The following is a 24,570-nucleotide window of genomic DNA, read 5'->3' as shown; positions in this document are numbered from 1 at the left end:
CTGGGACACATTCCGCCCGGCGTCCGGGCGGTCCGCGTGTGAAGGAGGCCGTCGTGAGACGAGTGCGCCCTGGGAGGACGGTGTCTCGCGGTGGTCCCGGATCCCGGGCGGCGGGCGAGGAGCGCGCCCTGACCAGCGTCGCGGCCGGGGACCGGCACCGGGGCGGCGAGGCGCGCGACCTGCCCCGCCTGTGGCACGTCACCCTCAGCGTGTCCGGCGAGCCCGCGCCGGTCGCGGAGGTCCGGCGGGCGCTGGAACAGCTCGCCCACGACCACCCATTCCTGCTGACCAGCCGCTACGCCGGCGACCACGCGGAGATCCGCTACTGGGAGGAGGCCCGCGACCTGCACGACGCGGCCGCGGTGGCGCTGCGTCTGTGGGGCGAGCACCGGCGGACCGCGGGACTGCCGCCGTGGGAGATCGTGGGCCTGGAGGTCATCGACCGGGCCACCTACCGCAGCCGCGTCGCCGCGGGGCACGGGCCGGTGCCGGCCACCCCGGTCGGGGTGCACCCGTTCCCGTAGTGCGGGTCCTTCCGGTGGCGTGCGCGCCCCATCCGTCACACCCGTTTTGAGGGTGAATGTCCCTGTCTCGGGGTGTGGGACGAACGCCTCCGCCGCGCGTCGGGCGCACTACGCTTCCCCCCATGACCACGCTCTCGCCGTTCGACTCGATGTCCCCGGTCAGCCAGGCCGCCTACCGCGCCAAGGGCGCCGCCGCCACCCTCGCGCCGCTGCCGCGCGCCGCCAAGGACGACGCCCTGCTCGCCATCGCGGACGCGCTGGAGGTCCGCACGAGCGAGATCGTCGAGGCCAACGCCCAGGACGTGGCGAAGGCGCGCGAGGCCGGCACCGCCGAGGGCATGATCGACCGGCTCACGCTCACCCCGGAGCGGGTCCGCGCCATCGCCGCCGACGTGCGCGACGTGGCCGCGCTGCCCGACCCGGTCGGCGAGGTCGTCCGCGGCTCGACCCTGCCCAACGGCATCGACCTGCGCCAGGTCCGGGTGCCGCTCGGCGTCGTCGGGATCATCTACGAGGGCCGGCCCAACGTGACGGTCGACGCCGCCGCCCTCTGCCTGAAGTCGGGCAACGCGGTCCTGCTGCGCGGCTCCTCCTCCGCCTACCGTTCCAACACCGCGCTGGTACGGGTGGTGCGCGACGCCGTGCACGGCGCGGGCCTGCCCGCCGACGCCGTCCAGATGGTCCCCGGGGAGAGCCGGGACAGCGTGCGCGAGCTGATGCGCGCCCGCGGCCTGGTCGACGTGCTGATCCCGCGCGGCGGCGCCTCGCTGATCAACACGGTCGTGCAGGAGTCCACCGTCCCCGTCATCGAGACCGGCACCGGCAACTGCCACGTCTACGTCGACGCGCACGCCGACCTCGACATGGCCGTCGACATCCTGGTCAACTCCAAGGCGCAGCGCGTCGGCGTGTGCAACGCCGCCGAGACGCTGCTGGTGCACCAGGACATCGCCGCCGAGTTCCTGCCCCGCGCGCTGGACGCCCTCGCCGACGCCGGGGTCACCGTGCACGCCGACGAGCGCGTGATGGCGTACGCCAAGGACTCCCGGGCCACCGTCGTGGAGGCCACCACCGAGGACTGGGAGACCGAGTACCTCTCCTACGACATCGCCGCCGCCGTGGTCGACTCCCTGGACCGGGCGGTCGAGCACATCCGGCTGTGGACCTCCGGCCACACCGAGGCCATCGTCACCACCTCGCAGCAGGCGGCCCGCCGGTTCACCCAGCTGGTGGACTCCACCACGGTCGCGGTGAACGCCTCCACCCGGTTCACCGACGGCGGCCAGTTCGGCTTCGGCGCGGAGATCGGCATCTCCACGCAGAAACTGCACGCCCGCGGTCCGATGGGCCTGCCCGAGCTGACCAGCACGAAGTACATCGTCACCGGCGACGGTCACATCCGGCGCTGAGCCGCGCGCCCCGCGGGGACCCCCGCGCGGGGCGGTGTCCGGTGGGCGGACGAATTTCCGTACCGTCTGCCCAAATTGACCCCCCAGGTCTACTCTGGACGCGTGCCGGAGGACGTGGGGGGCACGCCGTTCCCTGACGGCTGGAAGCCCGACGACGACCACGACCGCGGGGTGTCGGACGAAGAGTTCGCCTCCGTGGTCTTCGACGAGGCCTTCGTACAGGCGGCCGCGGTGCACGAGCCGACCGCCGTCGAGCGCCTCCTGGCCGCCGCGCGGGCCAGAGCCGAGGCCTCCGAGGCCGAGGCCCGCCGCACCCGCGCCCGGCGGCACGACGACGGCTACGGCGGCTACCGCGCCGCCGGCGGCCACGACCCCGACGACGAGGACGCCGACGCCCTGGAGGCCGAGTACGGCGCCCCCTACGGCAGACCGGTGCGCTGGCGCCGGCCGGTCGCCTGGATGCTCGCCCTGGTGATGGGCATCGGCATGGTCGCGCTCGCCTTCTCGGCGGTCTACCGCGGCGGCTCCGCGCAGCGCCAGGACCCCGCCCCGCCGCCCGCCACCACCGGCGTCGGCCAGGGCCCAGGCGCCGCGCCCTCCGCGTCGGCCGACCACTCCCGCCCGACCGTCCCGGTGATCCCCACCGGCGGCCCGTGAGACCGCCCCGCGGCTTGGTGAGAACCTGTCAGAAGTTGGGTCCCCCGCAGGCGTTTACCGGGACTCCGCCGGACCTACCCTGAAGGTATGGGAGAGCCTTCGGACCCGCCCGAGGGGACGCCCGAGGGAGTCCCCCGAGGCGGCGACGACGAGTACCGGTCCGTCGTCTTCGACGAGACCTTCGTGCGCGCCGCCCGGCTCCAGGAGTTCTCCGCGCAGGAGCGCATCACCGACCACACGCCCGCCGTGCGCCGCCTCCCCGCGGCCCGCCGCAGCGGCCTCTCCCGGCAGGCCCTCGTCCTGGTCCTGCTGATCGCCGTGGCCTTCGGCACCGCCGTCTACATGGGCGTACGCCACCCCTACCGCACCCCCGCCGCCGAGCGGCCCGCGGAGCCCTTACGGATGACCGTGGTGCCCCTCGCCCCCGAGGGCCCCGTGCCCGGCGCCCGGGACGTCGGACAGCTGTACGCGCACAGCCCCGCCGCCCGCTTCCGCGCCGGCGCCGAGGGCGTCCCCCTCCCGCCGACCCGCCGCACCGCGAACTTCTCCGACGACCAGGTGGTGGCCGCCCTGCTCACCGCCAAGGACTACGTCGTACGGTCCGCCCTGGACCCGGCCGTGGTCACCGGCGGCGAGACCCGCGCCGTGCGGGTGCTGCTCGACTCCGGCCAGCAGGAGCAGTTCGACGAGAGCATCGACCGGCCCGCCGCCGACGGACGGCACGCGGTCACCGGATGGCTGGTCCGCTTCGACCCCGCCCGCGTGCGGCTGGCCGACCCGCACATCCGGGCCCGGGGCACCCTCCAGGCCGCCGAGGCCGACTCCGGCACGCTGGAGGTCACCACCGACCACACCGTCGTCTACGCGCTCCGCCCGGCCGGGGCGGGCCCGGACGCTCAGGCGTCGCTGTTCACGGTCCGCCGCGAGCTGCGGTTCCGTTTCGACCGCGAGGACCTGCGGCTGCACCAGGCGGAGCTGGTCGTCTCCCACGTCCAGGCGGGCCCCCAGTCCTGCGCCCTGGACCCGGCCCCGTGCCTGCACCCCCTGCTCGCCGGCCAGCGCGCCCCGCACACGGCCCCGCCCGGCACCAACCCCTACGCCCCGGACACCCCCGCCCCGGCCCTCTGCGGCACCCTCGCGGAGGCGGCCCAGCCCCGGCTGTGAGGGGCCGCCCCGCGTCACCCGCTCACGCCTCGTCGCGCGGTGCGTTCCCTTCGGCGTCGGCGTCGGAGTCCGGGCGGGACGGGCCCGGCTTGGAGTTCGTGAAGCCGCCGAAGCCGCGGCGGACCCGGTCGCCCAGGTCGCCCGCGCCGCCCGCCAGGTCGCTGACCAGCTTCATCAGCGGGTCCTTGGAGGTCCGCACCTCGTCGGCGTAGGTGCTCGCGGACTCCCGCCAGGAGTCCCGTACCGACGCGTCCTTGTCGTCGTCACGGCGCGGGTAGTGGCCGTCCATGATCCGCTGGTACTCGCGGGAGGCCGCCCACTTCTTCAGCTCGGCCGCCCGCACCGTGGTGAACGGGTGCGAGCGCGGCAGCACGTTGAGGATCTTCAGCACGGAGTCGCGCAGGTCCCCGCCCGACTCGTACTCCTCGGCCTGCTCCAGGAACGCGTCCACGTTCATCTCGTGCAGATGGTTGCCGCCCGCGATCTTCATCAGGCCGCGCATCGACGCCTGCACGTCCTGCCCCACCAGCAGCCCCGCGCGGTCCGCGGACAGCTCCGACTTGCGGAACCACTCCCGCAGCGCGGTCACGATCGCCATGATCGCCACGTTCCCCAGCGGGATCCAGGCCACCCGGACCGCCAGCGACGTCAGGAACAGCAGGACCGTCCGGTACACCGAGTGACCGGACAGCGCGTGCCCGACCTCGTGCCCGACGACCGCCCGCATCTCCTCCTCGTCGAGCAGCTCCACCAGACCCGTGGTCACCACGATGATCGGCTCGTCGAGACCGATGCACATCGCGTTGGGGACCGGGTCCTGGTTGACGTACATCGGCGGGACCTTCTCCAGGTCCAGGATGTAGCAGGCGTCCCGCAGCATGTCGTTGAGATGCGCGAACTGCCGGTCCGAGACCCGCACCGAGTCGGACAGGAACAGCAGCCGCAGACTCCGCTCGGGCAGCAGCCCGCTCAGCGCCTTGAAGACCGTGTCGAACCCGCTCAGCTTCCGCAGCGCCACCAGCGCGGAACGGTCGGCGGGGTGTTCGTACGCACGCGAGGAGATTCCGGGGAAGCGCCTGCGCTGCCTGCCGGGCACCCTCTCGTGCCCGTTGTGCTGGTGGCCTTCGGACATGTATCCCCCATGGGCGTCTGGTTGACCTGCGCGGTCCCTGGTGCGGGCCTTCGCTCCCCCCGCGGCGGGACCCAGCCTAGGCGGGATTCCCGTGCGCGGGCAGCGGGGACGGCCGCTTCCTGCGGCCCCACGCGGAAGGACGACCGGGCACCGGGCAACGGTTGCCTCCCCGCCCCAGGACGGCCCCGCCGGGACGCCCCGCGCCCGCAACGGCGGAGTCGGCGTGATCGCCGCGAAGCCGCCCGCATACGATGAGCGCACGTCTTTATCCCGCCCACACGCGATAGGTCCTGCCGAAGATGAGCTTCCCCAGCACCGCTGCCCAGATGGTCACCCTCGCCGCCGAGGGCGGAGAGCACGGCGGCAACCACGAGAGCCTCAGCCCCTACCTCACCGGCGGCGGCGCCCTGTTCGTGCTGCTGCTCCTGCTGTGGATCACCACCCGCTTCAACCGCGACCGCTGAACCGCCGGGTCCTCCGCGCCGAGGGCACTGGCGGACGGGGCCCACAGGCCGGGCCGGTAGGGTCTGCACGCATGGGAGAGCAGGACATGCCTACCGGCCCCGGCACCGGCCCGGTCCCGCGGGGCAAGCGCCGTCTGGGCGTCATGGGCGGCACTTTCGACCCGATCCACCACGGGCACCTGGTGGCGGCCAGCGAGGTGGCCGCGCAGTTCCACCTCGACGAGGTGGTCTTCGTCCCCACCGGCCAGCCGTGGCAGAAGAGCCACCGCGCGGTGTCGCTCGCCGAGGACCGTTACCTGATGACGGTGATCGCCACCGCCGAGAACCCCCAGTTCTCGGTCAGCCGCATCGACATCGACCGCGGCGGACCCACCTACACCGTGGACACCCTGCGCGACCTCAACGCGCTCAACCCGGACACGGACCTGTTCTTCATCACCGGCGCCGACGCCCTCGCCCAGATCCTGACCTGGCGCGACAGCGAGGAACTGTTCTCCCTGGCACACTTCATCGGCGTGACCCGGCCCGGCCACCATCTGACCGACGCCGGCCTGCCCGAGGGCGGAGTCTCGCTCGTGGAGGTCCCGGCCCTCGCCATCTCCTCCACGGACTGCCGTGCGAGGGTCGCCAAGGGAGACCCCGTCTGGTACCTGGTGCCGGACGGTGTCGTGCGCTACATCGCCAAGCGCCAGCTGTATCGCGGCGAGTGAGCCGAGAGGGGCACCGGTGAACGACGGATACGACGCGGGGTACGGCGACGGGGGACCGTACGAGCTCGTCGGCTACGACGAGTACGGCCGGCCGGTCTACCGGCAGGCCGCCGACCAGGGGACGCAGCAGGCCCAGCACCACGACCCCTACGGGCAGCAGGGGCAGCAGACCCAGCAGGGCTACGGCTACGACCCCTACGCCACGGGAGGCCACCAGCAGCCCGGTTACGACCCCTACGGGAACGGCGGCGGCTACGGCTACGACCCGTACGCCACGGGAGGCCACCAGCAGCCCGCCTACGACCCCTACGGGCAGGGCGCGCACCCCGACGGCACCGGACAGCAGCCCCGGGTGACCGAGCAGACCGCGTACATACCGGAGCAGCCCGGTTCCGCCCCGGAGCGCACCGCGCACATCCCGCGGCAGGCCCGCCCGGCCGACGACGGGACCGACGGCGCCGGCTCCGCCCCCGAGTACCGCACCGAGCAGTTCGCCTTCGTCGAGGAGCCCGACGGCGACTCCGAGGACGTCATCGACTGGCTCAAGTTCACCGAGAACCGCACCGAGCGCCGCGAGGAGGCCCGCCGCCGCGCCCGCAGCCGGATCATCGCCCTGACCGTGGTGCTCGCCCTGGTCGTCGCCGGCGGCGTCGGCTACCTCTGGTACGCAGGGAAGCTGCCCGGACTGTCCGCCTCCGACGCGGACACCGGCACCACCACCGCCGCGGGCGCGCAGAAGCGGGACGTGCTCGTCGTCCACCTGCACGACACCGAGAACGGCGGCACCTCCACCGCGCTGCTCGTCGACAACGCCACCACCGAGCAGGGCACCACCGTGCTGCTGCCCAACTCCCTCGCCCTCACCGCCGAGGACGGCACCACCACCACGCTCGCCAAGTCCGTCGAGGACGACGGCTCCGAGGGCACCAGGACCGCCCTCGACACCGTCCTCGGCACCGACATCGAGGGCACCTGGCGGCTGGACACCCCCTTCCTGCTCACCCTCGTCGACCTGGTCGGCAACATCGAGGTCGACACCGACACCGACGTGCCCGACCCGGACGCCGGGAAGAAGGGCGGGCCGCCGCTGGTCAAGAAGGGCAAGGGCCAGACCCTCAGCGGCAAGATGGCCGTCGCCTACGCCACCCACCGCGCCCCCGGCGAGGCCCAGGACGCCCAGCTCGAGCGGTTCGGGCAGGTGCTGCACGGGGTGCTGCGCAAGATGACCTCCGACCCGGACGCCGCCACCGTCACCGTCCAGACCCTCGGCCAGATCATCGAACCGCCGCTGACCGACGCGGACCTCGGCGCCTTCCTCGCCGGGCTCTCCGACCTCGCCAAGGGCGGCGACCACCGCACCGAGCTGCTGCCCGTCGAGGAGGACGGCACGCTCACCGCCGAGGCGAGCGACGGCGTGGTCAAGGACGTCCTCGGCGGCACCGCCAAGAGCCCCGACCGGGACGCCGCGGTCACCGTCTCCGTGCGCAACGCCACCGGTGACAAGGACGACACCGAGAAGGCCCGCGTGGTGCTCCTCAACGGCGGCTTCACCTTCCTGGAGGGCGGCACCGCCGGCTCCGCCGAGGCCACCTCCGAGGTCGTCTACGCCGACCCCGCGGAGAAGGAGAACGCCACCGAGGTCGCCAAGACCCTGGGCCTGCCCGCCGACGCCGTCACCAAGGGCAAGATCTCCGGCAACGCGCGCGTGGCGGTCGTCCTCGGCCAGGACTACGACCCCGGCTCGTAGCGAGGCCGTGCGCACCCTCCGTAATCACGTGGGGTGCGCACGGCGGTCCGTGAGACCCTTGAGGACAAGTGTCCGCCGACCGAAAGCCATGCAGTGACCGCAACCGACCGTTCCATCGAGCTCGTCACCACCGCCGCCCAGGCGGCCGCCGACAAGCTCGCGCACGACATCGTCGCCTACGACGTCAGTGACGTGCTGTCCATCACCGACGCATTCCTGCTGGCCTCCGCGCCGAACGACCGCCAGGTCAAGTCGATCGTCGACGAGATCGAGGAGCGGCTCAGCAAGGAGCTCGGCGCCAAGCCGGTCCGCCGCGAGGGCGACCGCGAGGCCCGCTGGGTGCTGCTCGACTACGTCGACATCGTCGTCCACGTCCAGCACAGCGAGGAGCGGGTCTTCTACGCCCTGGAGCGGCTGTGGAAGGACTGCCCCGAGCTGGACCTCCCCGAGGACGCCAAGGCCACCCGCGGCAAGGCCGCCGAGCACGCCAAGCTCCGGGAGGCCGAGGAGGCGACGGGGCCGGGCGGTGAGTGGCGGTGAGCGCCACCGGTGAGGTGAGCGGCTCCGCGCGCCGGGGCCGCCGCGTCATCCTGTGGCGGCACGGCCAGACCTCCTGGAACGTGGAGCGCCGCTTCCAGGGCTCCACGGACGTCGAGCTGACCGGGACCGGCGTCGCCCAGGCCCGCCGGTCCGCCCGGCTGCTCGCGGGCCTGAAGCCCGACGCGATCGTCGCCTCCGACCTCAAGCGGGCCGCGGCCACCGCCGCGGAGCTGGCCGCGCTCACCGGCCTGGAGGTCGTCCACGACGAGGCCCTGCGGGAGACCTACGCGGGCGTCTGGCAGGGCCTGACGCACGACGAGATCATCGCCCGCCACGGCGAGGAGTACGCCGCGTGGAAGCGCGGCGAGCCGGTCCGCCGCGGCGGCGGCGAACTGGAGACCGAGGTCGCCGACCGCGCCGCCCCCGTGGTGCTGCGGCACGCCGAGAAGCTCCCGGACGACGGCACGCTCGTGGTCGTCAGCCACGGCGGGACCATCCGCACCACCATCGGCCGGCTGCTCGGCCTCGACCCGCGCAGCTGGGAGAGCCTGGGCGGCCTCAGCAACTGCTGCTGGTCCGTCCTCGGGGAGGGCGCCAAGGGCTGGCGGCTGATGGAGCACAACGCCGGCACCCTGCCCGAGCCGGTGCTCGGCGACGACGACTGAGGACGGCCGTGCCCGCCGCCGGCGCCCGTCGGCGGCGGCCGTTCGACCCGCCCCGCGGCGTCCCGGACCCGGATTTCACTTTCTGGCAGGTCGCAGGCTAAAGTTCTTCTTGTTCGCCCCGCCGAGCGGGGCGAAACCAGGAAGTCACTTCATGTGGCGGCCCGGGGCTATAGCTCAGTTGGTAGAGCGCCTGCATGGCATGCAGGAGGTCAGGAGTTCAATTCTCCTTAGCTCCACATGGTGAAGATCCCGTCTCCCTCAGCGGAGGCGGGATCTTTTGTCGTCCGCCGGTGAGTGCGGCGGCGTTCTCCGACGTATACCTCTACGAGGCGTACAGCCGTGTCCCTACCGGTACCACGGCGTCGCTGACCGTATTGGCCCGGTCGTGGCAGAATCAAACGACCGGAAGGGGGCGCGGCCCGACGGGAGGGAGTTGTGATGCCTGCGAGCATCCTCGAGGAGGTCGACGACCTCCTCGGAGCGGTGTCGACCCGACGGACCTCCACCCGTCTCAGCTGCCCCTCCTGCGGTTCCGCACACGTCGCCCAGGTGCTCGGCGACAACGGCGGGATCTCCTACGTGTGCACGGCCTGCGGCCACAGCTGGAGCTGACCGATGGGTGCACACAGGCGGAAGTGCGACTGGTGCGGCAGCGGCACGCCCATCGTCCGCGACATGGAGCCGATCAACCCCGACTACCAGTACTGGTGCGAGGAGTGCGCGCGGGCGCTGATCATAAAAGGCGACCCCATCGAGACGTACCGGGAACTCGAGGGGGAGCCGATCTACGGCCGGCTGCTGGAGGAGCACTGCACCCTCAAGCGCTTCTACTCGTTCGTGACGGCGTGAGGGCCCGAGGGCGGGGGAGCACCCCTCCGGGGGCGGGCGTTCCGGGCGGAACCGGGCGAAGCGAAACCGATTTGGTGTTGGGCCGGGGGGACCGTGTAAAGTTGGCGTCGCCGCCGGGGAAACCCGGGGGACACCGCAAGGGGCTATAGCTCAGTTGGTAGAGCGCCTGCATGGCATGCAGGAGGTCAGGAGTTCAATTCTCCTTAGCTCCACAGAAGTCGAGGGCGGATCATCCGAACGGATGGTCCGCCCTCGGTCGTTGTGCGCGCGTCCCCGGACCGTGGCCCCGAAGAACGCGAACGGCCCTCTCCGGCGGCCTGTGACCGCCGGGGAGGGCCGGCTGCGTGTGTCCCCCGTCAGCGCCCCAGGGCGCGCCTGCCGCGGCCCTGGGAGAGCACAGGGAGGTTCCGGGACGGCGCCTTCGCCTGCGGGGCCGAGTCCTCGATGCGCAGGGCCAGCGCCGGGCAGCGGCGCACCGCCCGCAGCGCCTTCGCCTCCGCGTAGCGCGGCACCTGTGCCTGAGCCACCGTCGGGAAGCCGTCCGCGCCGAGCTGGAACACCTCCGGGAGGATGTCCGCGCACAGGCCGTGGCCCCGGCACAGGGTCCAGTCGACGAAGATCTTCTGACGGCTAGGGCCGTTCTCCTCGTCCTCGCCGCCCGGGACGCCCGTCGGGGCCGCGCCGCCCTCGAACAGCGGGAGCACGCCGGCCACGGGCCGCCCGCAGCCGTTGCCGAGGGCGTGCAGTGCGATGTCCTCGGTGAACGCCTTCAGCGTCGACTCCAGGAACATCGCCGAGCCGTCCGGGTGCGAACAGGCCCCGCGCCGCTTCACGTTCTTCGCGACCTGCCGGACCGCCTCCAGCGCGGCCGCGCCGCCGCCGTTGAGGATGTCCTCCAGGCCGCGCGCGGCGGCCGGCAGCCCCAGGTAGCAGGGGCCGCACTGGTTGGCGCTCTCCTGCGCCAGCCACTTGGCCACCATCAGCGACTCGCCCAGCGGGCAGGTGTCCTGACTGATCGGCAGGATCGCGCCCGCGCCCAGCGAGCCGCCCACCGCGTCCAGCGAGTTGCGGGAGACGATCGCCTCGTTCACGGTCGCCGCGTCGATCCACTTGCCGTGGTAGCCGCCCGTCAGCACCCCCTGCGGGAGCGGCGGGGCGCCGGCCAGCTGGAGCACGTAGCGCAGCGGCACGCCGGTGGGCACCTCGACCACCATCGGGCGGGCCACCGCCCCGGACACCGTGAGCATCACGGTGCCCGGCTCGTCGTACAGGCCGGTGTTGCCGTAGCGCTCCGGGCCGATGCGGGCGGCGATGGCGAGCTGGGCGAACGTCTCGGCGTTGGACAGCAGCGTGGGCGCGCCGCCCACACCGCTCTTGGAGGCGCTGGTCTTGCGGCCCGGCGGGATGGCCGGTCCGCCGTCGATGGAGCGGATCAGGGAGGCGGCGGCCCCCGTCACCATGCGCACCGGGTTGCGCTGCACACGGGCGCGCAGCGCCGAGCGGCGGCCGTTGCTCAGGCCGCGCTCGGCGAGCGCCTGTTCCATCGAGCGCTGCGTGGACTCGCGGGTCACCCCCACCACGAGCGTGCGGGCACCCATGGCCTCGGCGCACAGCAGCGCGCCGTCGAGGATGAGGTGCGGTGCGCGGTTGATGAGCACCGTGTCCTTGCGGCAGGCCGGTTCGTCCTCGCTGCCGTTGACGACGACGACCGGCCGGACGCCGCGCTTGATCGCCGATTCGGCGACCGAGCGCAGCTTCTTGTGGAAGGGGAAGCCCGCGCCGCCGCGGCCCCTGAGGTTGATGCGTTCGGCGAGCTGCGCGAGCTGCTCACCGCCCAGGGGCTCGAGCGGGCCGTGCACCTTGAGGTGCATCTGCAGATCGAGCCGGTCGACAAGGTCGAAACCCGACGTGAGCTGGGGAAGCCCTACGACGCGGACTTCGGGAACGTCGGGCAGGGCCTCGTTCACTTAAAGCCTCCGGAAGGCGTGTTCCAAGGTTCGCCCGACCCCGGTGCGTCGAAGTCGTAGGACGACGAGGGCACACCGGGGGTTGGTGCATTGGCGGGACCGCTGTTGTACGTGTCATCCGGGTTGTACGTGCCGTAGAGGGTGTTTGTCTCAGCGGTGTCGTACACATCACTCGACCCGTAGCCGGAGGCGACCGAATTGTTGTAGGTCGGGATGGTGTATCCGGTGTCGTTGAGCGGGTCGTACGCCGACGGAGGGGCCTCGCCGACCGGCGGCGGGGACGGGATCGGCCAGCTGCCCGAGGTGCTGGAGGGCGGGTCCACGCGGGGTATCGCCTCCGTGGCCTGGAGGTCCGGCATCTCCATGCGGGCGGTGGCGTCCGTGAGCGGGTCGCGCGCGGCGGACTGCCGGGGAGACACCGCGCGGTAGGCGGCCGCGAAGCCGTTCGCCGGTTCCGGGGCCGGCGTGGGCTCGGGGGCGTCGAACGACAGGCGCTCGGAGCGCGGTCTGCTGTCGTCCCGGGCGTTCCCGCCGCCGTAACCGGGGAGGGCGGACTCGGCGTTGCGCGCCCTGGCCTCGTCCAGCCGGCTGCCGGGCTGCTGGTCGAGGCCCAGCATCGAGGTGATGCGGTCGGCCACCTTGCGCTTGACCGGGCGCGGGGAGGCCCGCAGCACCAGGGCCGCGAAGACGCCGAGCAGCGACAGTCCGTACAGGATCATGAAGATCGGCTTGGCCGCTCGACCCGCGTAGAGTCCGTGCACCAGGGCCGCGCACCAGGCCGGGTAGGCCAGCATGTGCACCGCGCGCCAGCGGGCGGCGACCTCCGCCGGGGAGGCGAAGCGGTTGCGCAGGACGCCCGTGATCGCCACGAAGATCATCAGCATGCCGGCCAGGGTGCCGAGGCCGATCAGGAAGCTCCGCCCCATGACGGCCTCGTCGTCGGTGAGGACGAGCCCGAAGGGGATCACGGCCGCGATCCACGAGGTGTGGTCCAGTGCCAGCTTGATCACGATGTGGATCAGCAGGAAGACGACGGCCCCGACCGCCGTGGTGCGGTGCACCGCCTGCGCGAGGATCCGCTGCCGGGGGCCGAGCAGGATCCGGTCCTGCGCCACGAGTCCCCAGATCACGGAGCAGCTGAGGCAGACCAGGGACAGGACGCCGACGCCGAAGTTGAGGAAGTCGGCGAACCAGTCGTCCGCCGTGCTGTCGTCCGGCCTCACGACGCACCTCCGGACGTCCGGACGCGCAGCGGGTACGACTCGGTCGCAGCCGACCTGCCCCGAGCGGGGGGTGGGCTGCCGAGTGGACGAGGGTTCATGGGGGCAACTCCGAACGGTTCGGTAAAGCGGTCCCGCTGCCGAACTCTAAGCCTCGTCGTACCCGTCAGTACCAGGTTTGAGTTATTGCGCTGTTATCAAAGGACAATGGGACCGTTGTGTTGTCCCTTAGGGGTTGTTACGCGAAGTAACTTTTGAACGTTGTTCAGTGCGCCGGGGAAGCGCGTCGCGGCGAGATCCGTGCCTGCGGTACCCTGACCGCATGCGTGCCGTACGCCTTCTGCTTAGCGAGCCGCGCTGATCAGTCCCGACCGCCGATGTTCCGGCAGGCCGGAATCGGCGCGGCGTCCCCTCCTGTGCGAGGGGTTTTTTCATTTCCAGGAAGTCGCAGCAGCAGGCAGAGACGATCGATGGAGCTTTGAGGATCATGAGCGAGACGAACCCCGCAGCCGCGGAGGCCGCGCCGCACCGCTACACGGCCGCCCTGGCCGCCGAGATCGAGGCACGCTGGCAGGACTTCTGGGACGCCGACGGCACGTACGCGGCGCCCAACCCTCAGGGTGACCTGGCGGGCGACCCCGAGCTGGTCGCGCGGCCCAAGAAGTTCATCATGGACATGTTCCCCTACCCCTCGGGCGCGGGCCTGCACGTCGGACACCCGCTGGGCTACATCGCCACCGACGTCTACGCCCGCTTCCAGCGCATGACCGGGCACAACGTCCTGCACACCCTGGGCTTCGACGCCTTCGGTCTGCCCGCCGAGCAGTACGCGGTGCAGACCGGCACGCACCCGCGCGTGTCCACCGAGGCCAACATCAAGAACATGCAGATCCAGCTGCGCCGGCTGGGCCTGGGCCACGACAAGCGCCGGTCGTTCGCCACGATCGACCCGGACTACTACAAGTGGACCCAGTGGATCTTCCTGCAGATCTTCAACTCCTGGTACGACCAGGACGCGAAGAAGGCCCGCCCGATCTCGGAACTGGTCGCGCAGTTCGAGTCCGGTGAGCGTGAGGTACCGGGACACACCCGCCCCTGGAGCGAGCTGACCGAGGCCGAGCGCGCCGACGTGCTGGGAGAGTTCCGCCTGGCCTACGCCTCCGACGCGCCCGTCAACTGGTGCCCGGGCCTGGGCACCGTGCTGGCCAACGAGGAGGTCACCGCCGACGGCCGCTCCGAGCGCGGCAACTTCCCCGTCTTCAAGGCCGAGCTGCGCCAGTGGAACATGCGCATCACGGCCTACGCCGACCGGCTGCTGGACGACCTGGACGCCCTGGACTGGCCCGAGGCGATCAAGCTGCAGCAGCGCAACTGGATCGGCCGCTCCGAGGGCGCCCGCGTCGACTTCCCCATCGACGGCGAGAACATCACCGTCTTCACGACCCGCCCCGACACCCTGTTCGGCGCCACCTACATGGTGCTGGCGCCCGAGCACCCGCTGGTCGAGAAGTTCACCCCGGACGCCTGGCCCGAGGGCACCCACGAGGTGTGGACCGGCGGCCACGCCACGCCCGCCGAGGCCGTCGCCGCCTACCGCGCCCAGGCCGCCTCGAAGTCCGACGTCGAGCGGCAGGCCGAGGCCAAGGACAAGACCGGCGTCTTCACCGGCGCCTACGCGACCAACCCGGTCAACGGGCAGAAGGTGCCCGTCTTCATCGCCGACTACGTCCTGATGGGCTACGGCACCGGCGCGATCATGGCCGTCCCCGGCCACGACACCCGCGACTTCGCGTTCGCCCGCGCCTTCGAACTGCCGATCGTGTGCGTGGTCGAGCCGACCGACGGCCGCGGCACCGACCCCGCGACATGGGACGACGCCTTCGTCTCCCACGACGCGAAGATCGTCAACTCCTCCGGCGAGCACGTCCGTCTGGACGGCCTGAACGTCACCGAGGCCAAGGCCCGCATCACCGAGTGGCTGGAGCGCGAGGGCCACGGCGAGGGCACCGTCAACTTCCGCCTGCGCGACTGGCTGTTCAGCCGCCAGCGCTACTGGGGCGAGCCCTTCCCGATCGTCTACGACGAGGACGGCATCGCCCACGCGCTGCCCGAGTCGATGCTGCCGCTGGAGCTGCCCGAGGTCGAGGACTACAGCCCGCGCACCTTCGACCCGGACGACGCCGACACCCAGCCCGAGACGCCGCTGTCCCGCAACGAGGACTGGGTGAACGTCACCCTGGACCTGGGCGACGGGCCGAAGAAGTACCGGCGTGAGACCAACACCATGCCCAACTGGGCCGGTTCCTGCTGGTACGAGCTGCGCTACCTGGACCCGCACAACTCCGGGAAGCTGGTCGACCCGGAGATCGAGCGGTACTGGATGGGCCCGCGCGAGGGCATGCCGCACGGCGGCGTCGACCTGTACGTCGGCGGCGCCGAGCACGCCGTGCTGCACCTGCTGTACGCCCGCTTCTGGTCCAAGGTGCTGTACGACCTGGGCCATGTGTCCTCGGCCGAGCCGTTCCACAAGCTGTTCAACCAGGGCATGATCCAGGCCTACGTCTACCGCGACAGCCGGGGCATCGCCGTGCCGGCCGCCGAGGTGGAGGAGCGCGACGGCGGCTACTGGTACCAGGGCGAGCGCGTCACCCGGCTGCTGGGCAAGATGGGCAAGTCCCTGAAGAACGCGGTCACCCCGGACGAGATCTGCGCCGAGTACGGCGCCGACACGCTGCGCCTGTACGAGATGGCCATGGGCCCGCTGGACGTGTCCCGTCCCTGGGACACCCGCGCGGTCGTCGGCCAGTTCCGCCTGCTGCAGCGGCTGTGGCGCAACATCGTCGACGAGGCGACCGGCGACGTGACGGTCGTCGACACCGACGACGTCGACGAGGACACCCTGCGCGCCCTGCACAAGGCGATCGACGGCGTGCGCGGCGACCTGGAGGGCATGCGCTTCAACACCGCCATCGCCAAGGTCACCGAGCTGAACAACCACCTGACCAAGCGGGGAGGCGCGCTGCCGCGGCCGGTCGCGGAGTCGCTGGTGCTGCTGGTCGCGCCGCTGGCCCCGCACATCGCCGAGGAGCTGTGGCGCAAGCTGGGCCACACCGACTCCGTGGTGCACCGGGACTTCCCGGTGGCCGACCCGGCGTTCGTGGTCGACGAGACCGTCACCTGCGTGGTCCAGATCAAGGGCAAGGTGAAGGCGCGGCTGGAGGTGTCCCCGGGCATCTCCGACGAGGAGCTGGAGAAGACCGCGCTGGCCGACGAGCGGGTGGTCGCGGCGCTGGACGGCGCGGGCATCCGGAAGGTGATCGTTCGGGCGCCGAAGCTGGTGAACATCGTTCCGGCCTGACCCTCACGGGCCGTCGCGGCGTCGGCCGACCCTTACGGGTAGCGGTCACGCCGTCTACGGGCAGGTTCGGGGTTCTGCCGGAACTCCGGGCCTGCCCGCTGCGTTTACCGTGGAAGAGCGGCACGACCTGTGCCGGGACAGGCCGGACGTGTCCGGAGGAGGAGCCTCGTGGAAGCGGTGTTCGCAGTGATCGCCCTGCTTTTTGTGCTCTTCGTGGCACTGGGCGTGTACGCCACGGTGAAGGTCGTCGGCGCCGCCAAGCGCAGCGCGGACCGCCACATCCACCAGGCCCGCCGCACGGTCGAGGACCACACCCTGCGCGCCAAGGCGTTCGCGCAGACCGGCCCGGCCGGCGAGATCGCCCAGCTCCGGCTGAAGCTGCGCACCTCGATGCGCGCCACGCAGGACGCCCTGGAGGCGGTCGCCGTCGAGGACGACTCGGTGAAGGAGTCCCTCGCCCTCTTCCAGCGTCTCAGCGCGCACGGCCACGAGCTGGACGCCGAACTGCGCCGCCTGGAGGGCGAGCCGGACCGCGCGACGCTGTCCGCGCGCCTGCCCGACCTGCGCGAGCGCACCGAGCGCATCACCAGCTCCGCCGACTCCCTGCGCTGGGCCACCCGCGACCGCGCCCGCCGCTTCGCGGAGGACGACCTCGACTCGCTGAGCGCGCAGATCGACATGGAGGCCGGCGCCCTGCGGCACTGGACCACCACGGACCAGCCGGCCACCCCTGCGCCCCCGCCCTGGCCCGAGGCGCCGGCCGCCGACGCCGCGGGCCCCGGCCAGACCTGGCCGGACCCCGCCCGGCAGAAGCCGGAGCAGCAGCAGGGCGAGGACCAGGAGCGGCCCGCCATCGCACCGGCCGCCCCGCGCCCCACGTATCCCTGGCAGAAGAAGCCGCGTCCCGAATCCACCACGTGACCACCACGTGACCACCGTCTGAGCGGCGCCGATCACCCCACGGCGGACGACGCCCCCACGGGCCGGGCTGCCGCACGGCCACCACGGCAGGTAACCTCCAGCTCATGTCCCGCCATGTCGCGATCGTCACGGATTCAACGGCCTACCTTCCGGCCCGGACGATGGAGCGGCACGGCATCACGGCGGTACCCCTGACCGTGGTGCTGGGGGACCGCGCCCTCGAGGAGGGCACCGAGATCTCGACCCGCTCCCTCGCCCAGGCTCTGCAGAAGCGGCGCCCCGTCACGACGTCCCGTCCCAGCCCGGAGCTCTTCGCGGAGACCTACCGCAGGGTCGCCGAGTCCGGTGCGACCGGCATCGTCTCCCTCCACCTCTCCGCCGAGCTGTCCGGCACCTACGACGCGGCGGTCCTCGCGGCCCGCGAGGCGCCGGTGCCGGTCCGCGTGGTCGACACGGGCATGATCGCGATGGCCCTGGGCTTCTGCGCGCTGGCGGCGGCGGAAACCGCGGAGTCGGGCGGCACCGTGGACGAGGCGGTCACCGCGGCGGAGAAGCGGGCGGCGGGCACGTCGGCCTACTTCTACGTCGACACGCTCGACTATCTGCGCCGGGGCGGGCGGATCGGCGCGGCGCAGGCCCTGCTGGGCTCCGCCCTCGCCGTGAAGCCGCTGCTGCAGCTGGCCGGCGGCCGCATCGAACCGCTGGAGAAGGTGCGGACGGCGTCGAAGGCGATCGCCCGTCTGGAGGAGATCGCGGCGGACCGGGCGGGAGGCGCGGAGGTGGACGTCGCCGTCCACCATCTCGCCGCGCCGGAACGCGCCTCCGCCCTGGCCGACCGGCTCCGCACCCGGCTGCCGGGACTGTCCGAGCTGCACGTCAGCGAGGTGGGCGCGGTGATCGGGGCGCACACGGGGCCGGGGCTGCTGGGGGTCGTGGTCTCGTCCCGGTGAGGTTCGGAGCGGGTCGTTCCCCCTCGAACGGGTGACGGAGTTATCCACAACTGAGTGCTCGTCCACGGGTTTCGAGCAAGATCATCGCGCTGGGGCGGCTGTGCCCGACCCTCGTCGCATGGCACTTCGATCACACACACGTACCGCTGTTCCGACGAGTGGTCCGGGGCGCGGGCCTCTGTCCGACGGCCGCGCCTCGCGCAACCGTCACCGTCATCGCCGCGGCGGCCCGAGCCGGCCGCGCGCGTGGACCCGGGACGGTGACCGTGAGGCGCCGGGGGAGGAGATCCGGCGTCGCGCCGAGACGTTGTTCGGCGGGGAGCCTGTGGTGCGCGGCGGGCGTCCGGCGCGGAGGGCGCCGAGCTGGGCGCGGGAGGGTCGGACCTTAGCGGGAGTGACGGACGGCGCGCCTCGTCGACCGCGTCGGCGGGTCCTGGTGGTGGATCGTCAGGGGGTCGCGGCGCACGCGCTGCTGACGAGGCCTCGGGCGGCTGGCGGGCGGCGACGCGCCTCGGCGGTGGACCGGACGCGGGAGCTGAGGCGGCTGCCGGACCGCGCGGGGGCGCCTCCGGTGGCCGGGCCGGCCGGGGCGGGCTGGGGTGCGGGTGCGGCCCGTCCGGGGCGGTTCCTCGGCGTCGGGCCGGAGGGTGAGGAGCCGGCCACCTACCCCGTGCGCCTGCCCGCCGCACGCCCTGACCGTGACACGGCCGGCCCTCCGGACCCGGCGGACCGGGAGACGCCCGACGGGGTGCCCGAGCCCGGACCGCCGCCAGGGGCCGCGCCCGGGCGGTGGGGTCCCGCGCTGCGGGAGCGGCTGCCGCTGTGGGTGCAGACCCGGTGCGGGCTGGAGCGGCGCAGTGTCGTCGCGCTCTCGGCGCTGCTCGTGCTCGCCCTGGTGTTCGCCGTGCAGCACTTCTGGACGGGGCGTACCCAGCCGGTACGGGCACCGGAGGTGGTGCGGGCGGCTCCGGCCGCGCAGGGGGAGGGTGTGGACGACGGCGGAGGAGGTCCCCCGGGCGCTCCGGGTCCCTTCGGGCAGGCGGGCGGCACGGCGGCTCCCGAGATCGTGGTCGACGTCAGCGGCAAGGTGCGGGACCCGGGAGTCCACCGGCTGCCCGCCGGCTCACGGGTCGAGGACGCGCTCAAGGCGGCCGGCGGGGTGCGGCCCGGCACGAAGACGGGCGGTCTCAACCGCGCCCGGTTCCTCGTCGACGGCGAGCAGCTGGTGGTGGGCGGCCCCGCGCCGGCCGGAGCGGCGGCCCCCGCGGCCCCCGCGGGCACGGGAACGGCAGCAGGTCCCACGGCGCCCGTCTCCCTCAGCACCGCCACCGTCGACCAGCTCGACACCCTCCCCGGTGTCGGCCCGGTCCTCGCCCGGCACATCGTCGACTACCGCACCCGTAACGGCGGTTTCCGTTCGGTGGACGAGCTGCGGGAGGTCAACGGCATCGGCGACCGCCGCTTCGCCGACCTGCGCGACCTCGTGCGGCCATGAGCCCCCGCACCCGCGTCGGCCAGGACGTCACGGCCGGACGGCCGGGCGCCTCCCGTCCACGGCAGGAGGGACCGGCCGACCTCCGGCTGGTCCCGCCCGCCCTCGCCGCCTGGGCCACGGCGGCGGTGACACTCCACGCCCCGCCCGGCTGGGCCGTCGCCGCCGTGGCCGTCCCGGCCCTGGTCGCCGCCGTTCTCCTGACGGCGCACAGCCGCCTGCTCCTGGCGCGCCGACGCCCGACGGAGCGGGCGCGCGTCACCGCGCACGCCGTCGCGGCCACCCTGCTGTGTGTCGCGGCAGCCGCCGGCTCGGCGGGCCTGCACGGCGCGGACGTCCGGCGTGGTCCCGTGCCCGAGCTGGCCCGGGAGTACGCCCGGGTGGTCGCCGAGGTGGAGGTCACCGCGGATCCACGGCTCACCCGGCCCCGGGTCAGCGGCAACCGGATGGCTCCGGTGTCCGTGCTGATCGAGGCCGAGGTGCGGCGCGTGGAGCGGCCCGGAGCGGCGACCCGTGCGACCCGGGCCCCGGTCCTGCTGATCGTCGGCACCGGCGACCGGAAGCGGACCGGCACGGCCGCCGACCACCAGGGCTCACCGTGGCCGGCCCTGCTGCCGTCCACCCGGCTGAGGGTCGAGGCGGGGCTCGCGCCGGCGCGGGAGGGCGGCGACCGTTTCGCGGCGGTGCTGCGGGTGGACGGCCGCGACGGTCCTGTGGCCGTGGGCGGACCCTCGGCCCCGCAGCGGCTCGCGGGACGGCTGCGCGCCGGACTGCGCGAGGCGACCGAGGATCTGCCGGAGGACGCGCGGGCGCTGCTTCCGGGACTGGTCGTCGGGGACACCGCCCGGGTGACGCCGGAGCTGGACCAGGCGTTCCGGGAGACCGACCTCACCCACACCCTCGCCGTGTCCGGGGCCAACTTCACCATTCTGCTCGCCCTGCTCCTCGGCCCGCCGGGGCTGGCGCAGCGGGCCGAGCGGCGCGGGCTCGCGCCCCGCCTCGGCATCTCGCTGCGGACGACGGCGGTGCTGGGCGCGGCGCTGTCCCTGGCGTTCGTCGTCGTGTGCCGGCCGGACCCCAGCGTGCTGCGCGCCGCCGCCTGCGGATCCGTGGCGCTGCTCGCGCTCGCCACCGGCCGCCGCAGATCCCTCGTCCCGGCCCTGGCGACGGCCGTCCTGCTGCTGGTGCTGTACGACCCGTGGCTGGCCCGTAGTTACGGCTTCCTGCTCTCCGTGCTGGCGACCGGCGCACTGCTCACCCTCGCCCCGCGCTGGAGCGAGGCGCTGCGCCGCCACGGGGTGCCGCCCCGGATCGCGGAGGCGCTGGCCGCCGCCGGTGCCGCGCAGGCGCTCTGCGCCCCGGTGGTCGCGGTGCTGTCGGCCCGGGTGAGCCTGGTGGCGATCCCCTGCAACCTGCTCGCCGAGGCCGCGCTCGCCCCGGCCACCGTGCTCGGCTTCCTCGCCCTGGCCGCCGCGCCGGTCGCGATGCCGTTGGCCAAGGCGGTGGCGTGGTGCGCGGGCTGGCCCGCCGGGTGGATCGCGCGGGTCGCCCGGACCGGGGCGGCGATGCCGGGCGCCGGGGTGGACTGGCCGGGCAGCTGGGCGGGGGCGGCGGCCCTCGGCGCCGTCACCGTGGCTGTGCTGCTCGTGGGGCGCCGGCTGCTGCGGCACCCCTGGTGGTGCGCCGCGTGCGCGCTGCTGCTGGCGCTGCTGGTGGTGCAGCCGCGGCCGCTGGTGCGCACGATCACGGGCTGGCCGCCCCCTGACTGGCGGATGGTGATGTGCGACGTCGGTCAGGGAGACGCGCTGGTGCTGGCGGCGGGGGAGGGCGCCGGGGTGGTCGTGGACGCCGGCCCCGACCCCGAGTCGGTCGACCGCTGCCTGCGCTCCCTCGGCGTCACCCGCGTCCCGCTCGTCGTCCTGACCCACTTCCACGCCGACCACGTGGCCGGGCTGGCCGGTGTGCTGCGCGGGCGCGAGGTGGGCGGCATCGGGACCACGGCCCTGGAGGAGCCGGCCGACCAGGCGGCGGCCGTCCGGAGAGCCGCGGCCGCCGCGGGCGTCCCGGTGACACGGGTCGCCGCCGGGGAGCGGCGGCGGGCCGGTGACCTGTCGTGGGAGGTGGTGTGGCCGCCGCCCGGGGGCCACCCGGCGGTGGAGGGGCCGAACGACGCCAGCGTGGCCATGCTGGTCCGCACCGGGGGCCTGCGCCTGCTCCTCCTCGGCGACCTGGAACCCCCGGCCCAGCGCGCCCTGGCCCGCTCACCCGCGGCGCGCCACCTGGCCGGCGTCGACGTCCTGAAGGTCGCCCACCACGGCTCGGCCTACCAGGACCCGGGCCTCGTGAGCCTGGCCGCACCGCGCCTGGCGCTGATCAGCACCGGTGAGGACAACACGTACGGCCACCCGGCTCCGGGGACGGTGGGCGCGCTGCGGGCCTGGGGAGCGGCGGTGCTGCGCACGGACCGGGACGGGGCGCTGGCGGTCGTCCCCGGTACGGACGAGGACGGAGCGTTGGAGGTGGCGTTGGAGGTGGCGCGACACTGAGGGCATGACCCAGGGGATCGACACCGCGACGACCGACGCCTATCTGCGCCGCCTGGGGGCGGAGCGGCCCGCCCGGCCCACGCCGGACGCGCTGCGGGAGCTGCATCTGCGCCATCTGCGGACCGTGCCGTTCGAGAACCTGTCCGTGCATCTTGGCGAGGAGATCGTGCTGGAGGAGAAGCGGCTGCTGGACAAGGTGGTGGCGGCCGGGCGCGGCGGGATCTGCTACGAACTCAGCGGCGCCTTCGGTGCGTTGCTCACCGCGCTCGGCTACGGCGTGACCCTGCTCGCCGCACGGGTGTACGGGGACGGCGGCCGGCTGGGCATCCCGTACGACCATCTCGCGCTGCGGGTGCGGACGGAGGACGGCGGCGACTGGCTGGCGGACGTCGGGTTCGGCTCGCACTTCCATCTGCCGCTCGCCTTCGGGGAGCGGGCGGAGCAGCGGGACCCGGCGGGCGTGTTCCGGGTGGCGGAGGCCGGGGCGGACGCGGCCGGGGTGCGCGGCGGGCACGGCGCGGCGGACGCGGCGGACCTGGACGTGCTGCGCGACGGGCGGCCGGTGTACCGGCTGGAGACGCGGCCGAGGGTGCTCGCCGACTTCACGGCGGGAGCGTGGTGGCACAGCACCTCGCCCCGCTCCCACTTCACCCGGTCGCTGGTGTGTTCGCGGCTCACCGAGGACGGCGGGCGGATCACGCTGAGCGGCCGTCGGCTGACGCTCACGGCTCCGGACGGCACGCGGCAGGAGCGCGGGACGGGATCGGACACGGAGGTGCTGGAGATCTACCGGGACGAGTTCGGGATCGCGCTGGACGCGGTGCCGACGGTGCGGGGCGGCGGGACGGACGGCTGAGCCCGTACCGGACAATGAGCCGTGTGAGTGATGTGCGACATGTGCTGGTGCTGCCCGACCGGGACGCGGCCGAGGAGGTGGCCGAGGCGCTGGAGGAGCGCTTCGGCGTGGACGAGGAGCCGCGGCTCGTGCGGGACGCCCTCGCGGGCGAGGACGACGCGGAGGACGCGCAGTGGCTCGTCGTCCTGAGGGACGAGGCGGGCCGGCTGGACGCCGGTGAGCTGAACGAGTTCGTCGCCGGGTGGGACGGCTGGCGCGAGGAGCCGTAGGCCGTAGCTCCTGGCTGAACGGCTCGGGCGGGCGGTGATGTCGGTGGCCCGTGGGATGCTTGTCGGCGATGGCCAGGAAGAACGCATCCGACGACCCCCTCGCCCCCGTGACGCTCGCCGTGGGCCCGGAGGAGCTGCTGCTCGACCGTGCCGTGCGGGAGGTGGTGGCCGCTGCGAAGGCCGCCGACGCCGACACGGACGTACGCGACCTGACCCCGGACCAGCTCCAGCCGGGCACCCTCGCCGAGCTGGTCAGCCCCTCGCTGTTCGCCGAGCGCAAGGTCGTCGTCGTGCGCGACGCGCAGGACCTGTCGGCCGACACGGTCAAGGACGTCAAGACGTACCTGTCGTCGCCCGCCGAGGAGATCACCCTCGTGCTGCTGCACGCGGGCGGCGCGAAGGGCAAGGGCCTGCTGGACGCGGCGCGCAAGGCGGGCGCGCGGGAGGTGGCCTGCCCGAAGATGACCAAGCCGGCGGACCGGCTGGCGTTCGTGCGCAGCGAGTTCCGGACGGCGGGGCGTTCGGCGACGCCCGAGGCGTGCCAGGCGCTCGTGGACGCCATCGGCAGCGATCTGCGTGAGCTGGCCTCCGCGGTGACGCAGCTGGTCGCGGACGTCGAGGGCACCATCGACGAGGCGGTCGTCGGCCGCTACTACACCGGCCGGGCCGAGGCGTCGAGCTTCACGGTCGCCGACCGCGCGGTCGAGGGACGCACGGCCGAGGCCCTGGAGGCGCTGCGCTGGTCGCTGTCGACGGGCGTGGCCCCGGTGCTGATCACCAGCGCGCTGGCGCAGGGCGTGCGGGCCATCGGCAAGCTGTCCTCGGCGCGCGGCGGCCGGCCCGCCGACCTGGCGCGCGAGCTGGGCATGCCGCCGTGGAAGATCGACCGCGTGCGCCAGCAGATGCGCGGCTGGACCCCGGACGGGGTGGCCGTGGCGCTGCGCGCGGTCGCCGAGGCGGACGCGGGCGTGAAGGGCGGCGGGGACGACCCGGAGTACGCCCTGGAGAAGGCGGTCGTCACCATCGCCCGCGCGGCCCGCTCCCGCGGCCGGGCGTAACCCTTCGAAGCAGCCGCGGACGCGCCCATGCCGAAGGCCCCGCCTCCCGCCCTGGGGAAGGGCGGGGGACGA

Annotated in this window: 22 protein-coding genes and 2 tRNA genes; 21 read left to right on the top strand and 3 right to left on the bottom strand. The window is 73.5% G+C overall.

Annotated elements, in window-relative coordinates; genetic code table 11:
• Nucleotides 1-53: 53 nt before the first annotated feature.
• From ACP7TJ_RS10610 to ACP7TJ_RS10595, 4 genes are all read left to right on the top strand, one after another.
• On the top strand, nt 54-524 hold the full coding sequence (locus ACP7TJ_RS10610; RefSeq protein ID WP_093764845.1) for a hypothetical protein: 471 nt from the start codon (nt 54-56) through the stop codon (nt 522-524).
• Between the two features lie 122 nt (nt 525-646).
• A complete protein-coding gene (locus ACP7TJ_RS10605) occupies nt 647-1,933 on the top strand; it encodes a glutamate-5-semialdehyde dehydrogenase (protein ID WP_093764844.1) in 1,287 nt (428 codons plus the stop codon).
• A 75-nt stretch (nt 1,934-2,008) separates the two neighbouring features.
• Entirely contained in the window at nt 2,009-2,590 is a 582-nt protein-coding gene (locus ACP7TJ_RS10600; RefSeq protein ID WP_380864504.1) for a hypothetical protein, read from the top strand.
• An 87-nt stretch (nt 2,591-2,677) separates the two neighbouring features.
• On the top strand, nt 2,678-3,754 hold the full coding sequence (locus ACP7TJ_RS10595; RefSeq protein ID WP_427762918.1) for a hypothetical protein: 1,077 nt from the start codon (nt 2,678-2,680) through the stop codon (nt 3,752-3,754).
• A 22-nt stretch (nt 3,755-3,776) separates the two neighbouring features.
• Here ACP7TJ_RS10595 and ACP7TJ_RS10590 read toward each other — a convergent pair whose 3' ends face one another.
• A complete protein-coding gene (locus tag ACP7TJ_RS10590) occupies nt 3,777-4,886 on the bottom strand; it encodes a M48 family metallopeptidase (protein ID WP_387579843.1) in 1,110 nt (369 codons plus the stop codon).
• 299 nt (nt 4,887-5,185) lie between these two features.
• On the opposite strand from ACP7TJ_RS10590, the gene ACP7TJ_RS10585 reads away from it, so the two are divergent.
• The 9 genes from ACP7TJ_RS10585 (at nt 5,186) to ACP7TJ_RS10545 (ending at nt 10,073) form a co-directional block, all read left to right on the top strand.
• Complete coding sequence (locus tag ACP7TJ_RS10585; protein ID WP_006136080.1) at nt 5,186-5,350, top strand: hypothetical protein; 165 nt, start codon at nt 5,186-5,188, stop codon at nt 5,348-5,350.
• Between the two features lie 71 nt (nt 5,351-5,421).
• Nucleotides 5,422-6,060, top strand: coding sequence for a nicotinate-nucleotide adenylyltransferase (gene nadD / locus ACP7TJ_RS10580; protein ID WP_093764840.1), 639 nt, complete (start codon nt 5,422-5,424; stop codon nt 6,058-6,060).
• A gap of 16 nt (nt 6,061-6,076) precedes the next feature.
• A complete protein-coding gene (locus ACP7TJ_RS10575) occupies nt 6,077-7,807 on the top strand; it encodes a LytR C-terminal domain-containing protein (protein ID WP_189911144.1) in 1,731 nt (576 codons plus the stop codon).
• Between the two features lie 93 nt (nt 7,808-7,900).
• Nucleotides 7,901-8,347 (top strand): ribosome silencing factor, encoded by a 447-nt coding sequence (gene rsfS, locus ACP7TJ_RS10570; RefSeq protein ID WP_093764838.1) that lies wholly within the window; start codon nt 7,901-7,903, stop codon nt 8,345-8,347.
• A complete protein-coding gene (locus ACP7TJ_RS10565; protein WP_427762914.1) occupies nt 8,338-9,012 on the top strand; it encodes a histidine phosphatase family protein in 675 nt (224 codons plus the stop codon). The genes rsfS and ACP7TJ_RS10565 overlap by 10 nt, the downstream gene beginning before the upstream one ends.
• Nucleotides 9,013-9,175: 163 nt before the next feature.
• Nucleotides 9,176-9,248, top strand: a tRNA-Ala gene (locus tag ACP7TJ_RS10560).
• Nucleotides 9,249-9,450: 202 nt separating this feature from the next.
• Nucleotides 9,451-9,624 (top strand): hypothetical protein, encoded by a 174-nt coding sequence (locus ACP7TJ_RS10555; RefSeq protein ID WP_107308651.1) that lies wholly within the window; start codon nt 9,451-9,453, stop codon nt 9,622-9,624.
• A gap of 3 nt (nt 9,625-9,627) precedes the next feature.
• Nucleotides 9,628-9,861 (top strand): hypothetical protein, encoded by a 234-nt coding sequence (locus tag ACP7TJ_RS10550; RefSeq protein ID WP_006136074.1) that lies wholly within the window; start codon nt 9,628-9,630, stop codon nt 9,859-9,861.
• Between the two features lie 139 nt (nt 9,862-10,000).
• Nucleotides 10,001-10,073: transfer RNA gene (locus tag ACP7TJ_RS10545), tRNA-Ala, on the top strand.
• 144 nt (nt 10,074-10,217) lie between these two features.
• On the opposite strand, the gene ACP7TJ_RS10540 is transcribed toward ACP7TJ_RS10545, so the two are convergent.
• Nucleotides 10,218-11,828, bottom strand: a complete 1,611-nt coding sequence (locus ACP7TJ_RS10540; protein WP_093764836.1) for an NADH-quinone oxidoreductase subunit NuoF family protein — start codon at nt 11,826-11,828, stop codon at nt 10,218-10,220.
• Nucleotides 11,825-13,051: a ferric reductase-like transmembrane domain-containing protein gene (locus ACP7TJ_RS10535; RefSeq protein ID WP_093764835.1), complete on the bottom strand. Its 1,227-nt coding sequence runs from the start codon at nt 13,049-13,051 to the stop codon at nt 11,825-11,827. The genes ACP7TJ_RS10540 and ACP7TJ_RS10535 overlap by 4 nt, the downstream gene beginning before the upstream one ends.
• 484 nt (nt 13,052-13,535) lie before the next feature.
• Between ACP7TJ_RS10535 and leuS the strand changes: the two genes are divergently transcribed.
• From leuS to holA, 8 genes are all read left to right on the top strand, one after another.
• Complete coding sequence (gene leuS, locus ACP7TJ_RS10530; protein ID WP_387618780.1) at nt 13,536-16,406, top strand: leucine--tRNA ligase; 2,871 nt, start codon at nt 13,536-13,538, stop codon at nt 16,404-16,406.
• A 168-nt stretch (nt 16,407-16,574) separates the two neighbouring features.
• Nucleotides 16,575-17,327, top strand: a complete 753-nt coding sequence (locus tag ACP7TJ_RS10525; protein WP_167743209.1) for a hypothetical protein — start codon at nt 16,575-16,577, stop codon at nt 17,325-17,327.
• A 104-nt stretch (nt 17,328-17,431) separates the two neighbouring features.
• Nucleotides 17,432-18,277, top strand: coding sequence for a DegV family protein (locus tag ACP7TJ_RS10520; protein WP_093764832.1), 846 nt, complete (start codon nt 17,432-17,434; stop codon nt 18,275-18,277).
• Nucleotides 18,278-18,794: 517 nt separating this feature from the next.
• Nucleotides 18,795-19,772 carry a helix-hairpin-helix domain-containing protein gene (locus ACP7TJ_RS10515; RefSeq protein ID WP_427762910.1) on the top strand — a complete coding sequence of 326 codons (978 nt, stop codon included), beginning with the start codon at nt 18,795-18,797 and terminating at the stop codon, nt 19,770-19,772.
• Nucleotides 19,769-22,315 carry a ComEC/Rec2 family competence protein gene (locus ACP7TJ_RS10510; protein ID WP_427762908.1) on the top strand — a complete coding sequence of 849 codons (2,547 nt, stop codon included), beginning with the start codon at nt 19,769-19,771 and terminating at the stop codon, nt 22,313-22,315. The genes ACP7TJ_RS10515 and ACP7TJ_RS10510 overlap by 4 nt, the downstream gene beginning before the upstream one ends.
• A gap of 4 nt (nt 22,316-22,319) precedes the next feature.
• Nucleotides 22,320-23,171, top strand: a complete 852-nt coding sequence (locus ACP7TJ_RS10505; RefSeq protein ID WP_266396955.1) for an arylamine N-acetyltransferase family protein — start codon at nt 22,320-22,322, stop codon at nt 23,169-23,171.
• 23 nt (nt 23,172-23,194) lie between these two features.
• A complete protein-coding gene (locus ACP7TJ_RS10500; RefSeq protein ID WP_093764829.1) occupies nt 23,195-23,440 on the top strand; it encodes a hypothetical protein in 246 nt (81 codons plus the stop codon).
• A 68-nt stretch (nt 23,441-23,508) separates the two neighbouring features.
• The gene (gene holA, locus ACP7TJ_RS10495; RefSeq protein WP_266396952.1) at nt 23,509-24,498 is read left to right on the top strand and encodes a DNA polymerase III subunit delta; all 990 of its coding nucleotides are present in this window, start codon (nt 23,509-23,511) and stop codon (nt 24,496-24,498) included.
• Nucleotides 24,499-24,570: the final 72 nt, after the last annotated feature.

This window comes from Streptomyces sp. DSM 41931 (assembly GCF_050271085.1).
GTDB lineage: Bacteria > Actinomycetota > Actinomycetes > Streptomycetales > Streptomycetaceae > Streptomyces > Streptomyces albogriseolus.
The sequence above is the reverse complement of the archived record's forward strand: the minus strand, read 5'-3'. Positions and strand labels throughout refer to the sequence as shown.

What these genes read in the sequence shown, in the direction of transcription:
- ACP7TJ_RS10505 (WP_266396955.1), top strand. Translation starts at nt 22,320, where the DNA reads ATGACCCAGGGGATCGACACCGCGACGACCGACGCCTATCTGCGCCGC.
- ACP7TJ_RS10555 (WP_107308651.1), top strand. Translation starts at nt 9,451, where the DNA reads ATGCCTGCGAGCATCCTCGAGGAGGTCGACGACCTCCTCGGAGCGGTG.
- ACP7TJ_RS10585 (WP_006136080.1), top strand. Translation starts at nt 5,186, where the DNA reads ATGAGCTTCCCCAGCACCGCTGCCCAGATGGTCACCCTCGCCGCCGAG.
- ACP7TJ_RS10550 (WP_006136074.1), top strand. Translation starts at nt 9,628, where the DNA reads ATGGGTGCACACAGGCGGAAGTGCGACTGGTGCGGCAGCGGCACGCCC.
- ACP7TJ_RS10510 (WP_427762908.1), top strand. Translation starts at nt 19,769, where the DNA reads ATGAGCCCCCGCACCCGCGTCGGCCAGGACGTCACGGCCGGACGGCCG.
- ACP7TJ_RS10590 (WP_387579843.1), bottom strand. Translation starts at nt 4,886, where the DNA reads ATGTCCGAAGGCCACCAGCACAACGGGCACGAGAGGGTGCCCGGCAGG.
- nadD (WP_093764840.1), top strand. Translation starts at nt 5,422, where the DNA reads ATGGGAGAGCAGGACATGCCTACCGGCCCCGGCACCGGCCCGGTCCCG.
- ACP7TJ_RS10520 (WP_093764832.1), top strand. Translation starts at nt 17,432, where the DNA reads ATGTCCCGCCATGTCGCGATCGTCACGGATTCAACGGCCTACCTTCCG.
- holA (WP_266396952.1), top strand. Translation starts at nt 23,509, where the DNA reads ATGGCCAGGAAGAACGCATCCGACGACCCCCTCGCCCCCGTGACGCTC.
- ACP7TJ_RS10605 (WP_093764844.1), top strand. Translation starts at nt 647, where the DNA reads ATGACCACGCTCTCGCCGTTCGACTCGATGTCCCCGGTCAGCCAGGCC.
- ACP7TJ_RS10595 (WP_427762918.1), top strand. Translation starts at nt 2,678, where the DNA reads ATGGGAGAGCCTTCGGACCCGCCCGAGGGGACGCCCGAGGGAGTCCCC.
- leuS (WP_387618780.1), top strand. Translation starts at nt 13,536, where the DNA reads ATGAGCGAGACGAACCCCGCAGCCGCGGAGGCCGCGCCGCACCGCTAC.